This window comes from Bacteroides sp. D2 (assembly GCF_025147085.1).
Classification (GTDB): Bacteria; Bacteroidota; Bacteroidia; order Bacteroidales; family Bacteroidaceae; genus Bacteroides.
This window is the reverse complement of sequence record NZ_CP102261.1, coordinates 6,098,789-6,124,930: the sequence shown is the minus strand read 5'-3', so window position 1 is coordinate 6,124,930 and position 26,142 is coordinate 6,098,789. Positions and strand designations below refer to the sequence as shown.

The 26,142-nt window shown below is 41.2% G+C and carries 19 protein-coding genes; 14 read left to right on the top strand and 5 right to left on the bottom strand.

Annotated elements, in window-relative coordinates:
• Positions 1–83: 83 nt before the first annotated feature.
• From NQ505_RS23200 to rimI, 4 genes are all read left to right on the top strand, one after another.
• A complete protein-coding gene (locus NQ505_RS23200) occupies positions 84–1,283 on the top strand; it encodes a pyridoxal phosphate-dependent aminotransferase (RefSeq protein ID WP_004300623.1) in 1,200 nt (399 codons plus the stop codon).
• An 82-nt stretch (positions 1,284–1,365) separates the two neighbouring features.
• Complete coding sequence (locus NQ505_RS23195) at positions 1,366–2,610, top strand: ABC transporter permease (protein WP_004300622.1); 1,245 nt, start codon at positions 1,366–1,368, stop codon at positions 2,608–2,610.
• Positions 2,611–2,740: 130 nt separating this feature from the next.
• Positions 2,741–4,207 carry a RimK family protein gene (locus NQ505_RS23190; protein ID WP_008999944.1) on the top strand — a complete coding sequence of 489 codons (1,467 nt, stop codon included), beginning with the start codon at positions 2,741–2,743 and terminating at the stop codon, positions 4,205–4,207.
• 2 nt (positions 4,208–4,209) lie between these two features.
• The gene (rimI, locus tag NQ505_RS23185) at positions 4,210–4,659 is read left to right on the top strand and encodes a ribosomal protein S18-alanine N-acetyltransferase (RefSeq protein WP_008999945.1); all 450 of its coding nucleotides are present in this window, start codon (positions 4,210–4,212) and stop codon (positions 4,657–4,659) included.
• Positions 4,660–4,689: 30 nt separating this feature from the next.
• Here rimI and NQ505_RS23180 read toward each other — a convergent pair whose 3' ends face one another.
• From NQ505_RS23180 to NQ505_RS23165, 4 genes are read right to left on the bottom strand one after another with little or no spacing between them, the layout of a single operon-like run.
• Positions 4,690–5,862 carry a glycosyltransferase gene (locus NQ505_RS23180; RefSeq protein WP_008999946.1) on the bottom strand — a complete coding sequence of 391 codons (1,173 nt, stop codon included), beginning with the start codon at positions 5,860–5,862 and terminating at the stop codon, positions 4,690–4,692.
• Between the two features lie 56 nt (positions 5,863–5,918).
• Positions 5,919–6,944 carry an AI-2E family transporter gene (locus tag NQ505_RS23175; protein ID WP_004300618.1) on the bottom strand — a complete coding sequence of 342 codons (1,026 nt, stop codon included), beginning with the start codon at positions 6,942–6,944 and terminating at the stop codon, positions 5,919–5,921.
• A gap of 57 nt (positions 6,945–7,001) precedes the next feature.
• The gene (locus NQ505_RS23170; RefSeq protein WP_008999947.1) at positions 7,002–8,255 is read right to left on the bottom strand and encodes a sensor histidine kinase; all 1,254 of its coding nucleotides are present in this window, start codon (positions 8,253–8,255) and stop codon (positions 7,002–7,004) included.
• Between the two features lie 5 nt (positions 8,256–8,260).
• Positions 8,261–9,625, bottom strand: a complete 1,365-nt coding sequence (locus NQ505_RS23165; protein ID WP_004300616.1) for a sigma-54-dependent transcriptional regulator — start codon at positions 9,623–9,625, stop codon at positions 8,261–8,263.
• 326 nt (positions 9,626–9,951) lie between these two features.
• Between NQ505_RS23165 and NQ505_RS23160 the strand changes: the two genes are divergently transcribed.
• From NQ505_RS23160 to NQ505_RS23145, 4 genes are read left to right on the top strand one after another with little or no spacing between them, the layout of a single operon-like run.
• A complete protein-coding gene (locus tag NQ505_RS23160; protein WP_008999948.1) occupies positions 9,952–11,253 on the top strand; it encodes a TolC family protein in 1,302 nt (433 codons plus the stop codon).
• A gap of 6 nt (positions 11,254–11,259) precedes the next feature.
• Positions 11,260–12,507 (top strand): efflux RND transporter periplasmic adaptor subunit, encoded by a 1,248-nt coding sequence (locus NQ505_RS23155; RefSeq protein ID WP_004300612.1) that lies wholly within the window; start codon positions 11,260–11,262, stop codon positions 12,505–12,507.
• 12 nt (positions 12,508–12,519) lie between these two features.
• A complete protein-coding gene (locus NQ505_RS23150; protein WP_004304173.1) occupies positions 12,520–13,236 on the top strand; it encodes an ABC transporter ATP-binding protein in 717 nt (238 codons plus the stop codon).
• Positions 13,233–15,653, top strand: coding sequence for an ABC transporter permease (locus NQ505_RS23145; protein WP_008999949.1), 2,421 nt, complete (start codon positions 13,233–13,235; stop codon positions 15,651–15,653). The genes NQ505_RS23150 and NQ505_RS23145 overlap by 4 nt, the downstream gene beginning before the upstream one ends.
• A 626-nt stretch (positions 15,654–16,279) precedes the next feature.
• Here NQ505_RS23145 and NQ505_RS23140 read toward each other — a convergent pair.
• Positions 16,280–16,843: a prolyl-tRNA synthetase associated domain-containing protein gene (locus tag NQ505_RS23140; RefSeq protein ID WP_008999950.1), complete on the bottom strand. Its 564-nt coding sequence runs from the start codon at positions 16,841–16,843 to the stop codon at positions 16,280–16,282.
• 296 nt (positions 16,844–17,139) lie between these two features.
• On the opposite strand from NQ505_RS23140, the gene NQ505_RS23135 reads away from it, so the two are divergent.
• The 6 genes from NQ505_RS23135 to NQ505_RS23110 all read left to right on the top strand — a co-directional run bounded on the left by NQ505_RS23135 (position 17,140) and on the right by NQ505_RS23110 (position 26,132).
• Positions 17,140–17,892 carry a FadR/GntR family transcriptional regulator gene (locus NQ505_RS23135; RefSeq protein WP_004304171.1) on the top strand — a complete coding sequence of 251 codons (753 nt, stop codon included), beginning with the start codon at positions 17,140–17,142 and terminating at the stop codon, positions 17,890–17,892.
• A 47-nt stretch (positions 17,893–17,939) separates the two neighbouring features.
• Positions 17,940–18,956: a hypothetical protein gene (locus tag NQ505_RS23130; protein WP_008999951.1), complete on the top strand. Its 1,017-nt coding sequence runs from the start codon at positions 17,940–17,942 to the stop codon at positions 18,954–18,956.
• A gap of 35 nt (positions 18,957–18,991) precedes the next feature.
• Positions 18,992–19,903, top strand: coding sequence for a dihydrodipicolinate synthase family protein (locus NQ505_RS23125; RefSeq protein WP_008999952.1), 912 nt, complete (start codon positions 18,992–18,994; stop codon positions 19,901–19,903).
• A 116-nt stretch (positions 19,904–20,019) separates the two neighbouring features.
• Positions 20,020–21,660 carry a sialidase family protein gene (locus NQ505_RS23120; protein WP_008999953.1) on the top strand — a complete coding sequence of 547 codons (1,641 nt, stop codon included), beginning with the start codon at positions 20,020–20,022 and terminating at the stop codon, positions 21,658–21,660.
• A 6-nt stretch (positions 21,661–21,666) separates the two neighbouring features.
• Complete coding sequence (locus NQ505_RS23115; protein WP_004304167.1) at positions 21,667–22,899, top strand: MFS transporter; 1,233 nt, start codon at positions 21,667–21,669, stop codon at positions 22,897–22,899.
• A gap of 56 nt (positions 22,900–22,955) precedes the next feature.
• A complete protein-coding gene (locus NQ505_RS23110; protein ID WP_008999954.1) occupies positions 22,956–26,132 on the top strand; it encodes a SusC/RagA family TonB-linked outer membrane protein in 3,177 nt (1,058 codons plus the stop codon).
• The last annotated feature ends 10 nt before the right edge of the window (positions 26,133–26,142 follow it).

The following is a 26,142-nucleotide window of genomic DNA, read 5'->3' as shown; positions in this document are numbered from 1 at the left end:
TGTCTCTGTATTCAAATTATTGCGTACATTTGCAGCTCCAAGTAGAAAAAGTAAATAGTAATTAGTAATTTGTAGTTAAAATTATGCCAACCATATCCATTCGCGGAAACGAGATGCCTGCATCTCCTATCAGAAAACTGGCTCCTTTGGCAGACGCTGCCAAGCAACGCGGAGTCCATGTGTTTCACCTGAACATCGGACAGCCTGATCTGCCCACTCCTCAGGCCGCGATTGACGCGATACGCAATATTGATCGTAAAGTGCTGGAATATAGCCCCAGTGCAGGTTATCGTAGCTATCGCGAAAAATTAGTGGGATATTATGCAAAGTTCAATATCAACCTTACAGCAGACGATATAATCATTACATCGGGAGGTTCGGAAGCCGTACTTTTTTCCTTCCTTTCCTGCCTGAATCCGGGAGATGAAATTATCGTTCCGGAACCTGCATACGCTAACTATATGGCATTTGCAATCTCTGCCGGAGCAAAGATTCGCACTATTGCTACGACCATTGAAGAAGGCTTTTCCCTTCCGAAAGTAGAGAAGTTTGAAGAACTGATTAATGAGCGTACGAAAGCGATTCTTATTTGTAACCCAAACAATCCTACCGGTTATTTGTATACACGTCGTGAAATGAATCAGATTCGTGACTTGGTAAAGAAGTACGATTTATTCCTTTTCTCTGATGAAGTATATCGTGAGTTTATATATACCGGTTCTCCATATATTTCTGCCTGCCATCTGGAAGGTATTGAAAATAATGTAGTACTGATTGATTCGGTATCAAAACGATATTCCGAATGTGGTATCCGCATTGGTGCGTTGATTACCAAAAACAAGGAGATACGCGATGCTGTCATGAAGTTCTGTCAGGCTCGTTTAAGTCCTCCGTTGATTGGACAGATTGCTGCAGAAGCTTCTTTGGATGCTCCGGAAGAATATTCACGCGAAACGTATGATGAGTATGTAGAACGTCGTAAATGTCTGATTGACGGTTTGAACCGTATTCCCGGTGTTTATTCGCCCATTCCGATGGGAGCTTTCTATACAGTGGCCAAACTTCCGGTAGATGACTCCGATAAGTTCTGCGCATGGTGTCTTTCTGATTTTGAGTATGAAGGTCAGACTGTATTCATGGCTCCGGCTTCCGGTTTCTATACCACTCCGGGATCTGGAATCAATGAGGTTCGTATTGCTTACGTATTGAAAAAAGAAGATTTAACCCGTGCACTTTTTGTCTTGCAGAAGGCTTTGGAAGTGTATCCGGGAAGAACGGAATAAATTCTAGTATTAAGTATTAACCGTAGTTTCTGGGGTGTTTGTTGCTGCTACACTTAATACTTAATACCTAATACTTAAACAAATGTCTTTATCACTTTTCATAGCCCGGCGTATCTATCGTGAAAGCGATGGCGGAAAGCAGGTGTCACGTCCTGCGGTCCTCATTGCCATGGCGGGTATTGCTATTGGTTTGGCCGTAATGATTATTGCAGTGGCGGTAGTCATCGGGTTTAAAAGTGAAGTGAGAAATAAAGTTATAGGATTCGGGTCGCATATCCAGATAACTAATTTGGATGCGGTCAGTTCTTACGAAACCCATCCCATTGTGGTAGGAGACAGTATGATGACTGCTCTTGCTGATTATCCGGAGATAAGCCATGTGCAGCGTTTCTCTACCAAACCGGGTATGATTAAGACCGATGACGCTTTTCAAGGAATGGTGTTGAAAGGTGTAGGTCCGGAGTTTGACCCCCATTTTATAAAAGAGTATTTGGTAGAAGGGGAGATTCCTGTTTTCAGTGATTCAGTTTCTACCAATCAAGTACTTATCTCGAAAGCGTTGGCAACTAAAATGAAGTTGAAACTGGGAGATAAGATATATACCTATTATATACAGGATGATATTCGCGCTCGTCGCCTGACGATTGCCGGAATTTATCAGACGAATTTCTCCGAATACGACAACCTCTTTTTACTGACGGATCTTAATCTGGTGAATCGTTTGAACGGTTGGCAACCGGAACAGGTGACCGGTGTGGAATTACAGGTGAAAGATTATGATAGACTGGAAGATATAACCTATGAGATCGCAACTGATATTGACAACAGGCAAGATGAGTTGGGAGGTGTGTATTATGTGCGTAACATCGAACAACTGAATCCTCAAATCTTTGCTTGGCTTGATTTATTGGATTTGAACGTATGGGTGATTCTGATTTTGATGATAGGAGTTGCTGGCTTCACCATGATTTCCGGTTTATTGATTATTATCATCGAACGTACCAATATGATTGGGATTTTAAAAGCATTGGGAGCCAATAATTTCACGATTCGCAGAACCTTTCTTTGGTTTGCAGTCTTTTTGATTGGCAAAGGAATGTTTTGGGGCAATGCCATTGGCTTGGCATTCTGTATCCTTCAGTCTCAATTCGGATTCTTTAAACTTGATCCGGCGACTTATTATGTAGATACTGTTCCAGTTTCTTTTAATGTTTTACTTTTTATCTTGATTAATTTGGGCACTTTGTGTGCATCTGTATTGATGTTGATTGGTCCTTCATTTCTTATCACTAAGATCAATCCGGCAAGCTCCATGAGATACGAATAATCCTCTTTTTTCCTATCTGATTTTTACTGCAAAAATAATTTGGTCTATTGCGTGATGTGGAGTGAATAATATGTCTATATTTGCGCCCAATTTACTTAATATCCTCTTGTAGGTTTAATTTTTAACCATTATGAATAATGTGTTAATTCTGTTGGATAATCTGGATGACTGGAAACCGTATTATGAGACAAGTAGTGTCCTGACTGTTTCCGACTATCTAAAAAACAAGCCGGTGGAGAAAGACCGGAAGTTAGTTATTAATCTTAGCAATGATTACAGCTATAACTCTGAAGGGTATTACTGTTCGCTGCTAGCCCAAACGAGAGGACAGAAAGTCATTCCGGATGTTGATATCATCAACAAAATGGAGGCTGGAACGGGGGTGCGGATGGACCGTAGTCTGCAAGCCCTTTGTTATCAATGGATACAGAAGAATGACATCAAGGATGATATCTGGTACCTGAATATTTACTTTGGCAAATGCCGGGAAAAAGGTCTGGAACGGATTGCGCGTTTTATTTTCGAGAATTACCCTTGCCCATTGTTAAGAGTGGCTTTGAATACTCATCCCAGAAATCAGATCGAGGGCATTCATTTTCTTCCCCTGAATCAGCTTAATGATGCAGAGCAGGATTTCTTTGCCAATACGCTGGATAACTTTAACAAGAAAATATGGCGTGCACCGAAGTCGGCAAAGGCTTCCCGTTACAGTCTCGCTGTATTGGTCGATCCACAGGAGAAATTTCCTCCCAGCAATAAAGGTGCTCTGCACAAATTGACGGAGGTAGCTAAGAAAATGAACATCCATGTGGAGATGATAACCGAAGATGATGCTATCCGTTTGCTCGAATTTGATGCCTTGTTTATTCGTACTACAACTTCACTCAATCATTATACATTCCATTTGTCACAGTTGGCTGCACAAAACGGAATGGCTGTTATTGACGATCCGTTGTCTATCATTCGGTGTACGAACAAAGTGTATCTGAAAGAACTTTTTGAGAAGGAAAAGATATCTGCTCCTAAGTCTACATTGATTTTTCAATCCAACCATCATTCGTTTGAACAGATAAGCGAACTGGTAGGTGCTCCTTTTATCCTGAAAATACCGGATGGCTCTTATTCCATTGGTATGAAAAAAGTGTCGAACGAAGAGGAACTGCAAGCCAGTCTGAAGATACTGTTTGAAAAATCGGCAATCTTGCTGGCACAGGCATTTACTCCAACGGAATTTGACTGGCGTGTCGGTCTATTGAACGGTGTACCGCTCTATGCTTGCAAATATTATATGGCAAAAGGACACTGGCAAATTTACTGTCACTATGATTCGGGCAGAAGCCGTTGTGGATTGGTAGATACGATTCCTATTTATCAGGTGCCTCGTGTGGTATTGGATACAGCTGTAAAGGCTGCCAATCTGATAGGAAAAGGGTTATACGGAGTCGATCTGAAAATGGTGGATGATAGGGCTTATGTGATTGAAATCAATGACAATCCGAGCATCGATCATGGACTGGAAGATGCCATTATCGGTGATGAAATGTATTACCGTTTGTTGAATCACTTTGAACAAGTGCTAGAAACAAAACATTATTGATTATGGAGCCGATAATCGTCCGTAAAGCACAGCAGGCAGACATTCCCGCTATTTTGGAAATAGAGTGGGAGTGTTTCCGGGAAGACAGTTTTTCAAAAGAGCAGTTTGCCTATCTGATAAGCCGTTCGAAAGGAACTTTCTATGTGATGATGGAGGCGGATAGGGTGATCGCTTATGTCTCCCTGTTATTTCATGGGGGAACTCGCTATTTAAGAATCTATTCGATAGCTGTTCATCCGGATTATAGAGGAAGAGGACTGGGGCAGGTATTGATGGACCAGACGATTCAGACGGCCGGTGAATGTAAGGCTGCAAAGATTACGCTTGAAGTGAAAGTGACCAATACTTCCGCTATCGGACTATATATGAAAAATGGCTTTATTCCTGCTGGAATAAAGCCATGCTATTATCACGATGGTTCGGATGCTATTTATATGCAGCGATTGATTTAACAATAAGTCTGTCTTCTCACGAAATCCGGTTTATCTTCTCATGAAATCTCCTTTTCCCCGGAAGAAACGGCAGAGTTTGAACTTCAATGACTGTACAGGTTGGATAAGGTCGAAAACAGGTAACGAGAAATAGTATTTTCGTCCTCCACCCATTTCTTTTGCCGTGCGGTTGATAATGACAGCTTGTACTGTAAAGCGCAATAGCCAGATCAGGAATGCGATGCCTGCCACCAGCCAGTGGAAATTAAGAATCCCGAATACGATACCTGCGATACAGGCAATATAGAATAACAAACGGGAGAATGTCTCAAATCCCAGGAGGTAACGCTGTATTCCGTGGTAGAATCTGGCAGTAGCCATATAACTAACCTTTTCTTCTTTCCAATCTTTGTAGCGATATACGGGCTGTATCCGTGTGGTAGCGTTGAAGTCTGTTTCAACACGGGTGTTGGAGGAGGTAGCTAGTTCATTAATGAATAAATCATCTTCTCCACGTTGCAGATTCAGGTATTTGGAGAAACCTTTCTGTTGAAAGAATAGTTCTTTCCGGTAAGCCAGGTTGCGTCCGATACCGATATAAGGTTTTCCGGCTAGCGCGAATCCCAGATAGCGCAAAGACTGGAACAAAGTATCGAATGCAGTACGTTTGTGCAACCATCCTTTTGTGCGGTCGTATCCGCTATATCCCAACACAATTTGGGTCTGCGGAGTGAAATTACGTGCCATCAGTTTTAGCCACTGGTTGCTGGCGGGCATACAGTTTGTTTCCGTAAATACGAGCCAGTCATGTTTGCTGGCTTTGATGCCTAACGTTAGAGCCAGTTTCTTATGACTGATATAGCGTGCACTTTCGGGCGTAAAACTATGGTAAAGATGAGGATATTTTTCTTCCATCACTCCCAGTATATCCTCGGTATCATCTGTGGAAGCATCATTGATGACAATCACTTCAAATTGTGGATAGTCCTGTTCCAGAATGGCAGGTAGAATTTTACGAAGATTTTCAGCCTCATTGCGTGCACAGAGAATCACAGAAAGTGGAGGCAGTTCTCGTATGAAATGCGCCTCTTCTTTGCCTACAGCCTTATTGTGGACATGTATTCGATTGTACAGGCCGAAATAATAAATGAGCTGAATGATAAAAAGAATACCTGCCGCCGATAAAAGAATCAGTTCGACAGTATTGAATGTAAATGTTTCCATCAAATTTTAGTGTCGTTTTTACAGCCGCAAAAGTACACAATTTTTCGGTAGTTCCGTCATCTCGATGGGAGGTTATTTCGCAAGTCGAGATATTCTTTCTTGAACATATCCACAAAAAGAAAGAATAATGAAAGCAGCAACGGACCGAAGATGACTCCCATAAACCCGAATATCGGCAGACCGATGACTACTCCAAAAATAGTGATAAGCGGATGTGTATCCGCCATCTTCTTTTGAAGGATGAACCGGATAAGGTTGTCCGATTGCGATACGACGATAGCTCCATAGCCAAAAAGCCCGATGGCGTTGAACCAGTCTCCGCTGATGGCAAGATAAGCGGCTACAGGAAACCATACCAATGCCGTACCTACCATCGGAATGATGGTTGCAAAGCAGGTCAGGAATCCCAGCATCAGTATGTTGGGTGCTCCGAAAAGCAGATAGCCTATCATAGCCACGCCTCCCTGAATGATAGCCAGTAAGGGAATGCCGATAGCATTGGAACGGACAATCATATTGATTTCGTGAATGACTTCCTGCGTATTGGTTTCATTAAATGGCAGAATGTCATTGACATAAGCTTCCATCTTTTTTCCTCCAATCAGCATGAAGTAAAGCACAAAGATCATGACGAACAGGTTGATGGCAAGGCTGCTGATGCTTTCCATTATAATTTGTCCGATACGGGGAAGTATGGACATGATGAATGACAGCGTATCTTTTCCCAATACATCGTATCCTGTTTTCTCTTTGATGAATTCTGCTACCTGTTGAATAGGTGCAATATAGGTCTGTGGATCCAGATTGATATCCTGTAACTTGTTTGCCACCATCCAGACAGTCAATCCCAAAGGGATAAGAAAGACGAAAATCGTTTCTGCGGTAATCAACAGTGCGCTGATGCTTCGTTTCAGCTTTCGTTTTTCTACCAGATGATTCATCTGTCCGCGTACAAGAATGTAGATGGTGAGTGCTCCCAGCAATCCCCCCAGAAAAGGAGTGATTTGGCGGAAGATGATGACTCCCATAAACAGGATGATGACAATGAGGGAATATTTCCAGTATTGTTCTTTGGTGCTCATATCGTGTAAAATTCGTTTATATGATAATAAACACTCGAAGGCCGTGAAAGGTTTGTTTTACAGTGAAATGTCGATATGAAAAATTGTTTTACCGGGACGGCTTTCCAAAATAGACAAATGACCGTTGTGGTTACGGATGATTTGTCGGCAGAGACTTAATCCGATACCGGTTCCTTCGGATTTGGTGGTGAAGAACGGAATGAATATTTTTTCCTGCAGTTCATCGGGGATACCGGGACCATTGTCTGTGATGTCGATAGATATATGCTCATCCCGAGATGCATAAATTTCGATTGCTCCGTCTGTTCTTCCGTCTAACGCCTGAATGGAGTTTCTAAGGAGATTGAGCAGGACTTGGGATAGCTGGTTCTCGTCTCCATCCATGTCGATGAATTCCGGCTGACAGGTAAGTGTGAAATGAATCTGATTTTCCTGAAAATCGGTAGACAGGAGTTCTTGCAGATTTTGCAGGAGGGCTGTTAGTGAAAACCGTTTCCTTTCCGGTTGGGGCAGATAGGAGAGACGACGGAAAGATTCGGTAAATTCCAGCAGGCGTTCACTTTGTGCCTGGATGATATGAAGTCCGCGAAGTGTTTTTTCGCTGTTGTCCGGATATGCGGATAATGTTTGCGACAGGGAGATGATGGGAGCAATGGTGTTCATGATTTCGTGGGTAAGCACGTGGCTTAGCTTGTTCCATGATTCACTCTCTTTATCATTCAGTTCATTGCTGATATCCTTGATGGATAAGATGGTAATAGTTTCGTTCTGTAATTTCATCTGGTTTTGAGACAGACTAAGTCGTTCTTTCTTCTCTTTTTCCTGCAGGATAGGTTTCAGTTGGTCGTATTGGGCTAGTTGCTGGCATCCCAATAAAGTCAGTGCGGCACTGTTGGCCATCATTATTTTTCCGGAAGAATCCCATGCCAACACACCGCTAGGGACTTCTTCCAATAGCGAACGGTAGAAATGTTCCTGCTTTGAATATTCAGCTTGAGTTCGGATGAGCAGGGCATTGATACGGTTGAGTGAACGATTCAGCATTTCCTGTTCCCGGCTGACATTGTTTTCGGGGAAATAGAGCATATTGTCTTTGTCTTCTATCGCATCGAAGAAAAGGCGTAATTTTTGGTTGAAAGAGTTTAGCTTATTCACTAATCTTCCAATCTGAAACAAGGAGCAGATAACCAGTAATATCCCTATTACCACTCCTTGTTGGGAAATAATGAGCCATAGACCTGTTCCTGCGGTAGCAAGAATAAATAGGATATGTCCTAATGTGGTCCAATATATATGTCGGCTGAATAGCATACGGCTTAGGGCTTAAATCGTTTCAGTTTATTGTAGAGCGTTTGTCGGCTGATACCAAGTTGTTCGGCCGCAGCAGTCAGGTTTCCATTATTTTGCAAGATGGCCGTCTCGATGGCTTGTCGTTCCACTTCTTCCAGATTGGGCACCGCTTGGACTGTCTGTGGTTTCCAAGTCTGTTTCACCAGAATATCTTTAGGACGTATCACGTTGCTTTCGCATAAAATAACCGCCTTTTCGATGGTGTGTTGCAGTTCCCGGATATTGCCCGGCCAATGATAGGAGCGTAGCTTTTCAATCGTTTGCTCATGCATTCGCATTTCCGGTCGTTGATATTTGGAAGCGAAGCGATGAAGAAAAGCATCGATGAATAATAATAGATCATCTCCCCGTTCTCTCAAAGGGGGAATTTCCAGATGGATGGTATTGATGCGATAGAATAAGTCTTCGCGGAACAAACCTTCTTTAATCATCTCCGGTATGTCTTTGTTGGTGGCGGAGATGAGTCGGATATCAACGGGAATCACTTTGTTGCTTCCGATTCGGGTGATATTTCGGTTTTGTAGTACAGTCAGTAGTTTGGCCTGCAATGCAAGAGGGAGATTTCCGATTTCATCCATAAAAAGCGAACCACCATTGGCGGCTTCGAATTTACCCGGACGGCTTTCATAAGCATCAGTAAACGCTCCACGTTCGTGTCCGAAGAGTTCACTCTCAAAGAGCGATTCGCTGATAGCCCCCATATCGACACTAAGTAACTGACGGGTGTTTCGTGAAGATAAGCGATGTATTTCCCTGGCTAACATCTCTTTTCCTGTTCCGTTTTCTCCGGTTATCAGGATATTGGCATCGGTTTTGGCGACTTTAGTAACTACCTTAATTAGCTGTAGCATTGCAGGGGAATGACCGATCAACATTTCTGACTTATTCAGATTTTCATCACCGGATGCTTTCTGGGTTGATTTGGGAGAGTTTTTATGATGGGTTGGACGATTGTTTTGATAGGCTTCCTTTATTTTCTGTATCAGTATGTGGTTATCCCATGGTTTTAGTAGAAAATCTGTTGCACCATTCTTCAGTGCTTTAACGGCTAATTCTACATCACCGTAGGCGGTTAGCATAATAACGGGCAGTGAAGGGCGGATTTCATGGATATGTTTCAGCCAGTACAGTCCCTCGTTACCATTGTTGATTCCTGCTGAAAAGTTCATATCCAGAATCACAATATCAATCGGAGTGGTAGATAAGATGGTCGTGATTTGATTAGGATTGGCAGCTGTGCGGACTGTGCTGAACACATTCTCGAGTAATAACTCCAGTGAGGCTAATACACTCTTATTGTCGTCTACAATTAAAATCGTTCCTGTTTCCATACGCAAGATTGGGGGCTCTGTCCGTTGAATGTTCCTTTTAAGTTTCCGGGTAAAGGTATCTGTTTTTGATTTTCTTTGCAAGGGAGTGTCCAATAATTAGACGTTTTCATACAAAGTTTATGCTGGAATGAGTCAGAACGAGTTAGAATGGGGTAGAATAGAGGGATTCTCTCGGTAATGTCCAATTATTGGACGTTAGGGCGTTTAATTTTTGGACGGTGGAAGAATTATGTAATTTCTATTTGTTTTATAATCAATTATTTATGATTTGTGGCATTGCATTTGCTTTTATCATCCTGCTATCACACAATCATATATTATAAAGGATGAAAAGATTTCTTTTACTACTATTGCTTTCAGTGCCGGTTTTCCTGCTAGCCCAATCCGCTATGAGTTTGGACGATTGCATTCGTTTGGCTTATAAACAGAATCCGGCTGTACGTAACGGAGTTATCGGCATAAAGGAAACGAAAGCGGATTATATAGCTTCTGTCGGTGCTTTCCTGCCGCACATAGTGGTTAATGCGGAAACAGGCAAACGATTCGGACGTTCGCTGGATCCTGACACCAATGGGTATACCAGTGAATCTTTTGAAGAGGGAACGGTGGGACTTGATATGACACTTTCCTTATTTGAAGGCTTTTCGCGTATCAATCAGGTGCGTTTCCGGAAAATGAACAAAGAACGTAGTGAATGGGATCTGAAAGAGAAACAGAATGAACTGGCCTATCAGGTGACGGATGCTTATTACAAACTGATTCTGGAGAGAAAATTGCTCGATCTTGCTTTGGAACAAAGCCGGTTGAGCGAAAGGTATTTGAAACAGACAGAGGTCTTCGTGGAACTGGGATTGAAATCAGCTTCCGATTTACAGGAGGTGAAAGCACGCCGGGAGGGAGATATTTATCGTTATCAGTCGCGCGAAAATAGCAGTCGGATCGCTTTATTGCATCTGAAACAATTAATGAATATCCAGCCGGGCGACACACTCGCTATTCTGGATACGATTACAGCATCCCAATTACCACCATATTCTGTTTCGACTGTGGAAACTCTATACGCACAATCTATCGAAATATTGCCCTCCATACGTATGATTGATTTGAAACAAAAAGCAGCTCATAAAGAGTATGCGATAGCGGGAGGAGCTTTCTCACCCTCTGTCTTTGCTCGTTTCACCGTCGGTTCCAATTATTATAATACAGCTTTCTCGGCCAGACAATTGCGTGATAATATAGGAAAATATGTGGGTGTTGGCATCTCCTTTCCCCTGCTAAGCGGTTTGCAACGTTTGACCAATCAGCGCAAGCTGAAATTGAATATGTATCGGCTCAAAAACGAAGAAGAACTTGAAAAACAACAATTATATACGGATATTGAGCAAACACTCCTTTCTCTTCACACCGGATATAGTGAACATCAGCAGGCATTATCACAACTTGACGCTGAAACACTGGTACTGAAAGAATCCGAACGGAAATGGGAAGAGGGATTGATTTCCGTCTTTCAACTGATGGAAGCCCGTAACCGGTTTATTGCTGCCAAAGCAGAACTGGTTCGTGTACGCTTGCAAATAGAAATGATGATGAAACTAGAAAAATATTATCGACAAGGAACTTTTTTATAAACCATTATGGATACACTTATTGAACGAAAACCCGGCATCAATCGCAAACGTCTTTATTGGGTCGGTGGGGTAATGCTCGGACTTGCTGTGATTGCCTATTTTATTTTCAGAGATACAGCTTCTTCTATGGCAGTGGAGAAAGACCGGCTGACAATTGCTACTGTCGAGCAGGCCGAGTTCAGTGATTATATCCGTGTGATTGGTCAGGTCATGCCTAGCCGGATTATCTATATGGATGCCATCGAGGGCGGTCGTGTGGAAGAGCGCCTGAAAGAAGAGGGAGCTATGGTAAAGGCCGGTGATGTGATTCTGCGTCTTAGCAACCCATTGCTCAATATCGGTATCATGCAGAGTGAAGCCGATCTTGCTTATCAGGAAAACGAGTTGCGTAATACCCGGATTAGTATGGAGCAGGAACGACTGCAACTGAAACAAGAACGTATCGGCCTGAATAAAGAGCTTATCGGGAAGCAACGCCGTTATGAGCAGTATAAACGTTTGGTAAACGAACAACTGATAGCACGTGAAGACTATCGCCAGGCAGAGGAAGAATATATAGCAGCCAAAGAGCAACTGGCTGTTATTGACGAACGTATCCGGCAGGATCATATTTTTCGGGAAAGTCAGATAGGCAGTCTTGACGAGAATATACGTAATATGAAACGGAGCTTGGCATTGGTTCGTGAGCGTTTGGAAAACCTGAAAGTGAAAGCTCCGATTGACGGACAGGTAGGAAACCTGAATGCGCAAATCGGGCAATCTATTTCTGCCGGCGAACATATCGGGCAAATCATCACTTCCGACCTTAAAGTACAGGCACAGATAGACGAGCACTACGTAGAACGGGTACTTCCCGGACTTCCTGCCGACTTTACCCGTGACGGAGGAACCTATAAACTGGAAGTGACTAAACCTTATCCTGAAGTGAAAGACGGTCAGTTTCGTACAGACCTCAATTTTATATCCGAACGACCGGAGAATATCCGTGCCGGACAGACTTATCACATAAACCTGCAATTGGGTGATCCGGCACAAGCTATTCTGGTTCCCCGTGGCGGATTCTTTCAAATTACCGGGGGCCGATGGATGTACGTTGTCGATGAAAGTGGTACATTTGCCACGCGGCGCCCTGTGAAGATAGGACGGCAGAATCCACTGTATTACGAGGTGACAGACGGTTTGTCTCCGGGTGAGAAAGTAATCATATCCGGGTATGAATTATTTGGAGACAATGAGAAACTAATACTAAAATAATGAATAATTATTATGATTAAAACAGAAAAACTATCTATGCTTTTCACCACAGAAGAGGTGCAGACAAAAGCATTGAATGATGTCACCTTACAGGTGGAACAAGGAGAATTTGTAGCGATAATGGGACCGTCAGGATGCGGCAAATCCACCTTGCTGAATATTCTCGGTACATTGGATTCTCCGACTTCCGGTTCTTACTTTTTTGAGGGGAAGCAAGTCGATAAAATGACTGAAAACCAGTTGACTGCTTTGCGGAAAGGCAATCTGGGCTTTATCTTTCAGAGTTTCAACCTGATTGACGAACTGACCGTGTATGAGAATGTGGAACTGCCACTTGTCTATCTGGGTATGAAGACTCTCCAACGGAAAGAACGAGTCAATAAAGTGCTCGAAAAAGTCAACCTGTTACATCGTGCGAATCATTATCCCCAGCAGTTATCCGGCGGACAGCAACAGCGTGTAGCCATTGCCCGTGCCGTAGTGACCGAATGTAAACTACTGCTGGCCGACGAACCTACCGGAAATCTGGATTCGGTGAATGGCATCGAAGTGATGGAACTGTTGAGCGAACTCAACCGTCAGGGAACCACAATCATTATCGTCACCCACTCACAGCGGGATGCGAAGTATGCACACCGGGTCATCCAACTATTGGACGGACAGATTGTAGCCGAAAACATCAACCGTCCGCTGGAAAAGAAAACGTCATCTAAAAACGAAACCGTATGATAGGGAATTACTGGAATAGTGCCTATCGGAATCTGATGAAGCGGAAGAAGTTCAGTTTCATCAATATCTTTGGATTGGCAATCGGAATGGCATCGGCATTACTGATGCTAACCTATGTCACTTTTGAGTTCAGCTTTGATAAAATGCACACGAAATATGCCCATATCTATCGGGTGCAAAGTACTTTTCATGAAGGGGAAGTCCTGACCGATTACTGGGCGACCAGCTCTTTCGGATATGCCTCGGCCATGAAAGAGAATCTTGCCGGAATCGAAGATTATACCCGTATCGCTACCCATCTCCAACCGGAGCAGATTGTGAAATATGGCGAACTGACATTACGGGAGAATCAGATAGCCTATGCCGATCCGGGCTTCTTCCGTCTTTTTGATTTCGAACTTCTGAAAGGGGATAAAAAGACTTGTCTCTCCATGCCCCGGCAAGTGGTAATCACCGAACGTATTGCCCGTAAGTATTTCAAAGATGAAGACCCTATCGGCAAAATTCTGATCTTTACCGGAACGTATGATAAAGTATCGTGCGAAGTGACCGGAGTCATGAAAGAAATGCCCTCCAACTCACACATTCATTATAATTTTCTGATTTCCTATGCCTCTCTGCCTCAATATATGCAGGAATACTGGTATAAGCATGAAGCCTATACGTATGTTTTGCTCGATTCACCGGAAAGAAAAGCGGAGATAGAAAAAGAATTTCCTGTGATGGCGGAGAAATACAAGACAGAGGAAGCACTGAAAAATAAGACGTGGGGCGTGTCTTTAATTCCCTTGGCAGATATACATCTCACCCCACAGATAGGCTATGAGACGGAAACCAAAGGAAATCGTTCTGCTATGATCGCCCTGATTTTTGCGGCTGTCGCTATTCTGGCTATTGCCTGGATTAACTATATCAATCTGACCGTAGCACGTTCGATGGAGCGTGCTAAAGAAGTGGGAGTGCGCAGGGTAGTGGGAGCTTTCCGCCAACAGTTGATTTATCAATTCCTGTTTGAGGCCTTGGTTATGAATCTGATAGCTTTCATATTAGCTGTGGGATTAATAGAACTGGTTCTTCCACATTTCAACCAATTGGTAGGACGTACAGTTACGTTTTCTGTCTGGTTCATGGATTACTGGTGGATTTTGCTGGTTCTCGTTTTTATAGCCGGAATATTTATTTCCGGGTATTATCCGGCATTGGCTTTGTTGAATCGCAAACCTATAACCTTGTTGAAAGGGAAGTTTTTGCATAGCAAGTCAGGCGACCGAACCCGTCAGGTACTGGTGGTTGTCCAGTATACAGCTTCCATGATTTTACTTTGTGTTACATTGATTGTTTTTGCACAGCTGAATTTTATGCGCAATCAATCTTTGGGAGTGAAAACCAGCCAGACATTAGTGGTTAAGTTTCCGGGACATACAGAGGGGCAGAATATCAAGTTGGAAGCAATGAAAAAAGCAATCGCGCGTCTTCCTCTGGTCCATCGGGTTACTTTTTCCGGTGCCGTGCCGGGCGAAGAAGTGGCCACATTCCTTTCCAATCGTCGCACCAATGACGCTTTGAAGCAGAACCGTCTTTATGAGATGCTGGCTTGTGATCCTGATTATGCGGATGCATACGGTTTGCAGATAGTAGCCGGAAGAAGTTTCTCCGAAGAATATGGTGATGATGTCGATAAACTGGTGATTAATGAAACAGCTGTACGTAATCTGGGATTTGCTTCCAATGATGAGGCGATAGGCGAGTTGGTAACAGTGGAATGTACTGATGCGCCGATGCAGATTATCGGAGTGGTGAAAGATTATCATCAGCAGGCGTTGAGCAAGAACTATACACCTATCATGCTGATTCATAAAGATAAAATTGATTGGTTGCCCCAGCGTTATATCTCTGTTGTGATGGCTTCCGGAAATCCCTGTGAACTGGTATCTCAAGTGCAAGAGATCTGGAATCAGTATTTCGCGGATTCCAGCTTTGATTATTTCTTCCTCGATCAGTTCTTCGACCACCAATATCGGCAAGACGAGGTTTTCGGAGCGATGATCGGTTCGTTCACCGGATTGGCAATCTTTATTTCCTGTCTCGGACTTTGGGTATTAGTCATGTTTTCCTGTTCCACCCGCACCAAAGAGATGGGAATACGTAAAGTGTTGGGAGCTTCCCGCTGGAATCTTTTCTATCAGTTGGTCAAAGGATTTTTCCAGTTGATTTTGATTGCAGTTGTTATAGCTCTTCCGGTAGCTTGGTTTAGTATGAATGCCTGGTTAAGTCATTATGCTTTCCGTACCGATCTCAAAGCGTGGTTCTTTATAGTACCTGTATTGCTGATGCTGTTTATCTCATTTGTGACAGTGGCTTTCCAGACAATGAAAATAATAATGAGCAAACCTGCTCGTTCATTGCGATATGAGTAATCTCTGAATCTACTCCATCGGATATTTGTTAATATCCGATGGATTTATGTTAAATGTTAACGAAACTGTTACTTCTATTAAACCATGTTATAAGATACGCTACTTGAGCCTGAAAATTTGGAGATATGCAGAAAGTTCGTATCTTTGCAATGTGTTTTTCATAGTATTAGATTTAAGGTTAACAAAAGATTGGCTGTCTGGGATAGATAGCCTTTTTTTATGCTCTTTTCCCAGCAAAAACATAGCGTCACTATCCGGTCGGGATGGTTACCCTATCCCACGAATATACCGTCACTATCATAAGTGGATACCGTCACCATGTTTAAAATGAATTTTTCTATCCTTTCTGTTATTCTATCATTCCCATCCTATCGTAAGTTGTCAATAAAATTCCAATATGCTTATTAGTTGGAATAGCAATCTGATAATACGCTGATATTTAGCTGATTATATGGCTTGTTTTTTGGTTTAAAACCAAAGCCCCGTTCCTTTAAAAGGAACGACCCGTTTCTCGGTGTGCAACGATGTGTTTCTCACCGAGGAACAAGACATGTACTTTAATTAAGTCGTGAAACTAGCTTAAATGTTCGTTTTTTTTGCAGAATGTACGACTTTGTAATTTCGGATTATAACTCCACGATATTAAAATTCTGATGACTGATTTTGGGCAATAGTATTTTAAGAATGTCCTCCAACCTGATTTTTAGACTGCATGTGTTTACGCATGGATGACATCCTATATATGTTGATTCAAGAATTTCTTTATCAATCAGGAGCTGTACTTTGTTCTCTTTATCGTAGATAAGACCTAGAATACTGACAGCCCCCGGAAAAGTACACAAGAGATTTTCCATTGCCTTTTCGGAAGCGAAAGAGAGATGGGAACTACCTATCTGCCCGGCAAGTTCTTTTGTTTTCAATTTTTTATTTGCAGGCAATAAGAGCATGAAGTATTCTTGCTGTTTATTAGTCAGAAACAGACTTTTGCATGAAGTACAACCTAGCTTTTGGGCTATTTCTGCTCCTTCCTCTATAGTCATTATGGCTGGGTGGTGTAGACTTTGATACGCTATTCCCAGTTTGTCAAGAGTGGCATAGATTTTATTCTCATGTGTTTCTGTATATTCTGAATCAGGACTCATATAATCGCTTTTTTTGATTGTTGCAAAGATAAAAGATACAATAGACATAACCTAGATTTTTATATGTGATTTTGTCTGTATCTTTAATTGCTTATTTTTGGGGGTATCCTATCTTATGAATTTATACCTTCACTATAATAAGTAGATATCGCTACTATGTTTAAAATGAGTATCTCTGCTCTTGCTATTGTTCTAAATGAGAGCTCAATATGTACTAAAAGTATGTTTCTCAACATAAATGTACATTTTCTTATTATAATGCCCTTGTATTCTAAAAAAAATCTCTTAATATTGCATTTGTATTATTTGTCAGACAAATAATACAAATAATAAAATCTAGTAATATGAAGATAGAAATTAATCAAACAACATTGATCGATCAGGTAGAAGACAGCTTACTTACCTACTTTAAAAAGAATGATTTGAGATGTGGAGATTCTATTCCCAATGAGAATAATCTGGCCGCAGAATTAGGAGTTGCAAGAAGTGTTGTCAGAGAAGCTTTGAGCCGTTTGAAAATGATGGGACTGATTCATGCGCGCCCTCGTAAGGGAATGGTTTTGACTGAACCTTCCATTTTAGGTGGAATGAAAAGAGTGATAGATCCTCGTGTTTTGAGTGAAGAAACAATTTTGGATTTATTGGATTTCAGAATCGCACTTGAAATAGGAATATCAAGTGATATTTTCCGTAAGATAACTCCTAAAGATATTGAGGAATTGAGCGAGATTGTGAAAATGGGAATTGTTTTCGAGAATAACGAGTATGCGTTAATCAGCGAATCGGCTTTTCATACAAAACTATACAAAATTACGGGAAATAAAATAATATCTGAATTTCAGGAAATCATTCATCCTATACTTGTCTATGTGAAAGAAAAGTTCAAAGACTACTTAAAACCTATAAATATAGAGATGAGTAAAAGCGGCAGAATAGCTACTCATGCTGATTTATTGGATTTTATAAGAAAAGGAGATGAGAAAGGCTATCGTGATGCCATTGAAAGACATTTTGAGGTTTATAAGATTTTTAAAGTGAACCGGAGTCTGGAATTGATGGCAGAGAAAAACGAAGAAGAAAGGATAGATAGTATATGAGAAAACTGTATTTTTTTATTTTATATTTATCTTTAATTTTATCATATATGAATACGGCTTGTTCGAGAAAAGGAGAAAATAAGATAGTAATGCAATGGGAAAACTCATTGTTACTTCCGGGATGTACCGGTATGCTGAAAAACGTTGGATTGGCTGGTGCATACTCAGGAATAGTAGAGGATAAATTACTAGTGCTGGGAGGAGCCAACTTTCCTGATAAATATCCTTGGGAGGGAGGAGTTAAAACTTGGTGGTCTACTTTATATAGTTATGATCTGCACATGGATAAGTGGACTGTTTATGATGATTTCCTTAACAGCCCATTAGCTTATGGAGTTTCGATATGCTTGCCGGAAGGGTTATTATGTATTGGAGGATGCGATCGTATGCAATGTAGCGATAAAGTTTTTCTCATAAAAAAAGAGGGCGTTTCATTTGTAGTAGATTCTGTTAGTTATTCGGCTTTACCGGTTCCGTTGGCAAATGCAACGGGGGCTATTGGGGATAACTGTATTTATATTGCTGGGGGGCAGGAAACTATGACAAATGAACAGTCGACCAATCATTTTTATATGCTTGATTTATTGCATAAAGAAAAAGGATGGCAGAAGATGCCCGGTTGGGAGGGACCATCGCTCGCCTATGCGGTAAGTGTGGTTCAGGGAGGACGATTTTATCTTTTTAGTGGAAGGAGTTATGCTCCGAATGAAGTGATGGTAGAATATACGGAGGGGTACGTATATGAACCAGGTAGCAGGAAATGGAGCAAAATAGCTGGTAATTTTCCTGTAATGGCGGGGACTGCTATTCCATATGAAAAAGATAAGATAATACTACTGGGAGGAGTTGAAGAAATACTACCTACATCTCCCGAGCATCCGGGATTTAGCCGTAAGCTACGAGTCATCAGTACAGAAACAAATTCTTTGGTGGATTCTTTAGACTGCCCTTATCCTATTCCTGTTACGACAAATGCGGTTTATATGGGGAATGACGTTTACGTGGTAAGCGGTGAAATACAACCTGGTATACGAACTCCCTTAATTTTGAAAGGAACTTTCTGAAAATAAAGTAAAATAACAATCTAATTAAATGCACTATGAACAATTATGAAAAACTGGAAGGTATGGTTGCGGCCACCTTCACCCCATTGGATGAGAATGGGGACGTAAATTTATCTGTTATTGATAAATATGCTGATTGGATAGCATCGACTCCTATCAAAGGGATATTTGTGTGCGGCACAACCGGTGAATTTTCTTCATTGACGATCGATGAGCGTAAATTAATTCTTGAAAAATGGCTCGTTTCTGCCCGTAAGCGATTCAAGGTCATAGCTCATGTAGGCTCAAACTGTCAACGAAGTGCAATGGAACTGGCACGCCATGCTGCACAAGTAGGGGCCGATGCTATTGCTTCAATTGCTCCCTCTTTTTTTAAACCGGGAACAGTAGATGAATTAGTTGATTTTTTTGCACCTATTTGCCACTCTGCTGCTGGCTTACCTTTCTATTATTATAATATGCCATCGATTACAGGGGTTAATTTGCCGGTGGATAAGTTTTTGGTAGAAGGGAAAAAGAAAATACCTAATCTGGTGGGTACTAAGTTTACTCATAATAACCTGATGGAGATGGGAGTTTGCATAGAGTTGGAGCAACATCGGTTTGAAGTATTGCATGGTTATGATGAAATTCTTATTTCTGGCTTGGCTATGGGAGCTGTAGCAGGAGTTGGGAGTACGTATAATTATATACCTAATGTCTATCAGGCTATTTTTGATTCAATGAAAATGAACGATTTGGAAACGGCTCGCCACAATCAGATAAAATCCATACGTACCGTGGAGGTTATTATTAAATATGGTGGCGGAGTGCGCGGTGGCAAAGCGATTATGAAGCTGATAGGTATTGATTGCGGTTCTTGCCGGTTGCCGATAAAACCTTTTTCTGTTGATGAATATGAAAAACTAAGAGGTGATTTGGACGCTATAAAATTCTTTGAATTCTGAAAATAATAAAGAGGAGATGACAGTAAAAGTGTATTGCTGGGGTAAGCTACTTTACTTTCTGTCTATCCCCTCCAATCTAGTTAAATGCGTTCAAAATTACCTAAAATAAAGATACTATGAAAGTAAGTAAGAAAATATTTATCATATTTTCGATGATTTTGTTATTGGTGTCACCAGTCACATCTTTAGGTAAAGACATAAAATGGGTACTGGAGAGACCTGTTATTCCTGTGTTGGTAAAGAAACCGGCAAATCCTGTAATGAAGATAACTTTAATCAGGACAGATAATCAACCTTATGTTATCCGGCAAATAGATCTGGATTTATTGGGGAGCACGAATGTGGCAGATATTGTTTCTGTTGCCATATATGGTGCGAAGAAAAATGGACTGATAGATACGTCTCGTTTACTTTGTAATGCACTTCCCGCTACACAAAAAATGTCATTTACTAATGAAGTGCAGGTTAATCAGGATTCTTTGTCTTTTTGGGTAGCCGTAACGTTGAAAGATACGGTTTCACTGGATCATCGTGTTCAGGTTAATTGTAACCGAGTGAAAACCACGAAAGGCAATCTGAAAATTTTGGATAAAACAAGTAAACCTTTACGAGTAGGAGTAGCTGTACGACAGAAAGGACAGGATGGATGTATCTCATCACGTATTCCAGGATTAGCTACTAGTAATAAAGGCACTTTATTGGCCATTTTTGATGCCCGCTATGATTATCCTCGTGATTTGCAGGGAAATATAGATATTGCTCTTCATCGTAGTACAGATAAGGGAGTAACCTGGCAACCCATTCAAACTGTTTTGGATATGGGGGAATGGGGAGGTTTACCACAGAAATACAATGGAGTGAGTGATGCCTGTATTTTAGTAGATAAAAATACTGGTGATATTTATGTAGCCGGATTATGGATGCACGGTCTGCTGGATAAAGACGGAAAGTGGATAGAAGGTCTGAATGAAAACAGTACGAACTGGACACATCAATGGAAAGGTAGAGGTTCTCAACCAGGAACAGGGCTAAAAGAAACTTCCCAGTTTATGATAGCAAAAAGTACGGATGATGGTCTTAGCTGGGGCTTTCCGGATAATATAACCTCAAAGACGAAACGCCCTGAATGGTGGTTATTTGCACCTGCACCCGGACAGGGAATTACGTTGACAGACGGAACGTTGGTATTTCCTACACAAGGACGTGACGAAAACGGGCTTCCTTTCTCGAATATTACGTATAGTAAAGATCATGGAAAGACGTGGGTGACCAATAATCCTGCATATCAGGATGTTACGGAATGTAGTGTCGTACAATTGGGTGACGGCGCCTTGATGTTGAACATGCGTGATAACCGGAACAGAGGAAATAAAGACGTGAACGGTCGTAGAATCTGCACAACTATTGATCTGGGAGAAAGTTGGAAAGAACATCCAACTTCACGGAGAGCACTCGTAGAACCTACTTGTATGGCAAGTCTGCATCGACATGAGTATATGGAAGAAGGAAAGAAGAAAAGCATGCTTCTGTTTGTAAATCCGAATAATTATGGGACAAGAGATAATCTGACTTTAAAGGTTAGTTTTGATGATGGAATGACTTGGCCGGAAGAACATTGGATTCTTTTCGACCAATATCGTAGTGCCGGATATTCCTGCATTACATCCATAGATGAAAATTCAATAGGTATATTATATGAGAGTAGTCAGTCGGATTTAGCTTTTATAAAAATCAATTTAATAGAGATTTTAAAGTAAACGGACATGAATAATAAAACTTCAAATATATATCCTTGGGTAGTGGTTGGGCTGCTGTGGGGTGTTGCCTTGTTGAATTATATGGACAGGCAAATGCTTTCCACTATGCGAATTCCAATGATGGAGGATGTGCGGGAATTGGAATCAGCAGCCAATTTCGGTCGCCTGATGGCTGTATTCTTGTGGGTATACGGACTGATGAGTCCTTTATCGGGGATTGTCGGTGATCGTATGAGCCGCAAATGGTTGATTGTAGGTAGTCTGTGTGTGTGGTCAGGAGTTACTTACTTGATGGGATATGCCACCACTTTCAATCAACTCTACTGGTTGCGTGGAATTATGGGAATTAGTGAAGCGTTGTATTTACCTGCTGCTTTGTCATTGATTGCCGATTTTCATAAAGATAAGACTCGTTCGTTGGCTGTGGGAATACATATGACAGGGTTGTATGTGGGACAGGCTATCGGTGGATTTGGGGCTACTTTTGCAGCAATCTATTCCTGGCATACAACATTCCATTGGTTTGGTATTATAGGTGTGGGTTATGGTGTTATTCTGGCATTTCTTCTGCGTGATAAAGAGAGAGGAAGTGTATCTGAAAATCAGAAGATGAAAAAGATTCCTGTATTGAAGAGTTTGGGAATGTTATTTTCCAATGTCTTTTTCTGGATTATCTTATTTTATTTCTGTGTACCGGGCACCCCGGGTTGGGCGGCAAAGAACTGGTTACCGACTCTTTTCTCTGACAGCTTATCTATTGATATTTCGGTAGCAGGTCCTATGTCTACTATTTCTATAGCTTTGTCCTCACTATTCGGCGTGTTGGCAGGTGGATATATATCCGACCGTTGGGTATTAAAAAATGTACGTGGAAGAGTATATACTGGTGCTATGGGTTTGGGGCTTATCATACCTTCCTTGTTGTTTATCGGATATGGTCATTCTATTTTCGCACTGGTGATGGGGGCTATGCTGTTTGGGATAGGTTTTGGTATGTTTGACGCAAATAATATGCCTATTCTCTGTCAGTTTGTGTCTGCACGTTACAGGGCAACTGCCTATGGTATTATGAATATGTGTGGTGTATTTGCCGGAGCTACTATTACGAGCCTTCTGGGTGAGTCGATGGATGCCGGACATTTGGGACGCGATTTTGCGTTGCTTGCTATACTGGTATTTGTTATGCTGGTCATTTTGGTCACTTGTCTGCGACCTAAAACGATTGATATGAAAGATTAATCCTTAATTTTTTAGTTATGTTAAATGCACATTTTTTTTATAACAGGATAACTCATATGGTAGGAATCTTGTTGATGTTTCTCTATTTATGGTATCCTTTGGTTCAGGCTGCGCCTGGCCAGTCGGGTACAAGTCCTAAAAAGATAACAGTGAAAGGAGTAGTTCTGGATGATGCTAAAGAACCGTTAATAGGGGTTTCGGTTCTTGTCAAGGGCATTGAGGGAGGAACAATAACAAATGTTGATGGTAAATTCACCATTGAGGCACCTGCTAACGGAGTATTGATATTCTCGTACATTGGTATGGATACGCAAGAAGTTGATATCAAAGGTAGGCAGGATATTATTGTAACAATGAGAAGTGGGGTAGTTGCCCTCTCTGATGTTGTAGTTATAGGTTATGGAGAGGCTTCCAGACGGACGATTACTTCTTCAATCTCTAAAGTAAAAGGGGATGTGTTGAGTGATATGTCTATCTCTTCCCCAGTGGAGGGGCTAAAAGGACGAATTTCAGGAGTTCGGGTGGTACAAACAAATAATACTCCCGGTGGAGGATTCTCTATAAAGGTAAGAGGAGGTTCTTCTATTACCCAAAGCAATGAGCCTTTGGTGTTAGTCGATGGAGTAGAACGAAGCATGAATGATATTACTCCGGAGGATATATCTTCTATAGATGTGTTGAAGGATGCTGCTTCCACAGCTATATATGGTGCACGAGGTTCAAATGGAGTTATTTTAATTTCTACAAAGAAAGGCAAATTCAATAGTGCTCCCAGAATCACGTTCGAAGCGAGTGTAGCCTATCAGGAACCGGAAACTTTACGTGATTTCTTAAATGCAGAAGAATATATCAATGTGTTAAGACCGGCTATTGCTATCAGTCCGTCTCCACAATGGAATCAAAGTTCCGGTTATTCTGTATCATCTGCCAATACAGGAAGCAGTATTTACTCCACCCGTTATTACAATGAAGGAGATGTACTTCCCAATGGCTGGAAAACAATGCCCGATCCTTTGGATCCTTCAAAGACATTAATGTTCTGTGATACTGACTGGCAGGGATTAATGTTTGGTTCGGCTCTTTGGCAGAACTACCATTTAAATATAGACGGTGGAAGTAATATAATTCGCTATAATGCCAGTGTAGGATACACGGATGATGGCGGTGTCGGACTGGCAACCGGTTACAAGCGGTTTAACTTAAAAAGTAATGCTGAAGCGAAAATTTCCGATAACCTGACTGCCAATATCAATGTAAACTTTCAACGAACTTCATCAGAGGCTTATGCTAATCAACGAGATGCCATTTCCCGTGGATTATCAGCTACTCCAACGCAAATAGTCTATATGGAAGACGGCACTCCGGCACAAGGCTACAATGCTACCTCGCAGACTCCTATTTTTTATAATTATTATAATGATGATTCCGATATAACTAAATATCTTTCTTTAGCAGGAAACCTGAAATGGCAAATTTTACCACAATGGTCTGTTAACCTGTCGGGGTCTTATTATGATACAACGAACAAACAAAGTACGTTTATGCGGTCGAATTATTATTCGCAAGCTCGTGAGGCAACTTCTACATGGACTGAAACAAACCGATTGAAAACAGAACTATATACCCGTTATAATTTCAGTATACAACAAAAACATAATGTGGATGTCATGGTAGGTTATGCTTATCAGAAAAGAGATTATGAAAAACTGTATGCTTACGGTACGGGAGGTAGTAGTGATAAGATAACCACGATTGATGCATCAGCGGAAACATTGGGTTCCTCTACTATGAGCAAGGACGTAGAAGTAGGATTTTTTGGAAGATTTAATTATAATTTTAAAGAAAAATATCTACTCACTTTGACTGGACGCTATGACGCTTCTTCTAAATTTGTGAAGGACAATCGTTGGGGATTTTTTCCGGGTATGTCTGCCGGATGGATTATTAGTGAGGAAGAATTCATGAAAGACATGCATTGGCTGGATTATTTGAAAGCCCGATTTAGTTATGGTACTACAGGAAATAATGGAATCGGAGTTAATGATGCTCTTGGAAAATATACAGCTACCTATAAATACAATGGCAATGCTGCTGTAAGAGGAACAATTCTGCCTAATCAAAATCTGACATGGGAGACTACTACCCAAATGGATTTGGGACTTGAACTGGGAGTATTGAATAACCGTGTTTATTTATCGTTCGATTTTTATAATAAAAAGACCAAAAAATTATTGTATGACATGAGTTTGCCGAATACTACCGGCTATGCGTCTATAAAGACTAACTTGGGTTCTGTACGTTTTTGGGGATATGAATTAGAGCTGACAACGCAAAACATTGATTCAAAAGATTTCAAATGGGAATCTAAATTTGTTTTCTCACAAAATAAGAATAAAGTATTGGAACTTCCTAACAATGGAATGGCAAAGAATCGCACGGGGACGAGCGACTATCCGATATACTCTAATGGTAATGGAACATTTTTTGGCGGATTGGCAGAAGGAGAGCCGTTATATCGTTTTTACGGATATAAAGCTATTGGAATTTATCAGACAGATGAGGAAGCTGCTAAAGCAGAATACGATCAGATGGCAAGAGGATTTAATTATAAAGATGGAACGACTGTTGCAGGTCGAAAATTTGCAGGTGACTATATTTGGGCTGACAGAAATAAAGATGGAGTGATAACGAAAAATCAAGATTTGTTTTGTTTGGGAACAACCGAGCCGACTGTGACCGGAAGCATTGGCAATACCTTTACTTATAAAAGCTGGTCTTTGAGTGTCTATCTGGATTATGCGTTAGGACATTCTATCTATGATGAAAGTTTTAGCAGATATTTTTATGCTACTTTCTCTACGAATTATGCATTAGCCAAAGATGTAGAGAAATGCTGGAAACAACCCGGAGATGTTACTCGGTATGCCAAGTTCTGGGCAAATGATTCGGGAACTGGACAAGGTAACTTCAACAGAGTTTCAAACGTATTTACATATAAAGGTGACTATCTATGTATCCGGGATATTGCTTTAAGCTATAGGTTCCCTAAAAAATGGATGCAGAAGATTAGCATTGAAAATTTGCAATTGACCCTGTCTGGTAGTAATCTTTATTATTTTACGGCTGTGAAAGGAATCTCTCCTGAAATAGGAACAGCTTCTACTTATAATAGTTCATATAGTAATTATCCTCCAGTGAGACGTCTGTCTGTCGCAGCAAAGGTTACTTTTTAATCATTTAAAA

Excerpts from the sequence above, each read along its gene's own strand:
- NQ505_RS23200 (WP_004300623.1), top strand. The coding sequence starts at position 84 with ATGCCAACCATATCCATTCGCGGAAACGAGATGCCTGCATCTCCTATC.
- NQ505_RS23135 (WP_004304171.1), top strand. The coding sequence starts at position 17,140 with ATGAAGATAGAAATTAATCAAACAACATTGATCGATCAGGTAGAAGAC.
- NQ505_RS23120 (WP_008999953.1), top strand. The coding sequence starts at position 20,020 with ATGAAAGTAAGTAAGAAAATATTTATCATATTTTCGATGATTTTGTTA.
- NQ505_RS23150 (WP_004304173.1), top strand. The coding sequence starts at position 12,520 with ATGATTAAAACAGAAAAACTATCTATGCTTTTCACCACAGAAGAGGTG.
- NQ505_RS23160 (WP_008999948.1), top strand. The coding sequence starts at position 9,952 with ATGAAAAGATTTCTTTTACTACTATTGCTTTCAGTGCCGGTTTTCCTG.
- NQ505_RS23110 (WP_008999954.1), top strand. The coding sequence starts at position 22,956 with ATGGTAGGAATCTTGTTGATGTTTCTCTATTTATGGTATCCTTTGGTT.
- NQ505_RS23170 (WP_008999947.1), bottom strand. The coding sequence starts at position 8,255 with ATGCTATTCAGCCGACATATATATTGGACCACATTAGGACATATCCTA.
- rimI (WP_008999945.1), top strand. The coding sequence starts at position 4,210 with ATGGAGCCGATAATCGTCCGTAAAGCACAGCAGGCAGACATTCCCGCT.
- NQ505_RS23155 (WP_004300612.1), top strand. The coding sequence starts at position 11,260 with ATGGATACACTTATTGAACGAAAACCCGGCATCAATCGCAAACGTCTT.
- NQ505_RS23140 (WP_008999950.1), bottom strand. The coding sequence starts at position 16,843 with ATGTCTATTGTATCTTTTATCTTTGCAACAATCAAAAAAAGCGATTAT.
- NQ505_RS23190 (WP_008999944.1), top strand. The coding sequence starts at position 2,741 with ATGAATAATGTGTTAATTCTGTTGGATAATCTGGATGACTGGAAACCG.
- NQ505_RS23180 (WP_008999946.1), bottom strand. The coding sequence starts at position 5,862 with ATGGAAACATTTACATTCAATACTGTCGAACTGATTCTTTTATCGGCG.
- NQ505_RS23145 (WP_008999949.1), top strand. The coding sequence starts at position 13,233 with ATGATAGGGAATTACTGGAATAGTGCCTATCGGAATCTGATGAAGCGG.
- NQ505_RS23115 (WP_004304167.1), top strand. The coding sequence starts at position 21,667 with ATGAATAATAAAACTTCAAATATATATCCTTGGGTAGTGGTTGGGCTG.
- NQ505_RS23165 (WP_004300616.1), bottom strand. The coding sequence starts at position 9,625 with ATGGAAACAGGAACGATTTTAATTGTAGACGACAATAAGAGTGTATTA.
- NQ505_RS23130 (WP_008999951.1), top strand. The coding sequence starts at position 17,940 with ATGAATACGGCTTGTTCGAGAAAAGGAGAAAATAAGATAGTAATGCAA.
- NQ505_RS23125 (WP_008999952.1), top strand. The coding sequence starts at position 18,992 with ATGAACAATTATGAAAAACTGGAAGGTATGGTTGCGGCCACCTTCACC.
- NQ505_RS23195 (WP_004300622.1), top strand. The coding sequence starts at position 1,366 with ATGTCTTTATCACTTTTCATAGCCCGGCGTATCTATCGTGAAAGCGAT.
- NQ505_RS23175 (WP_004300618.1), bottom strand. The coding sequence starts at position 6,944 with ATGAGCACCAAAGAACAATACTGGAAATATTCCCTCATTGTCATCATC.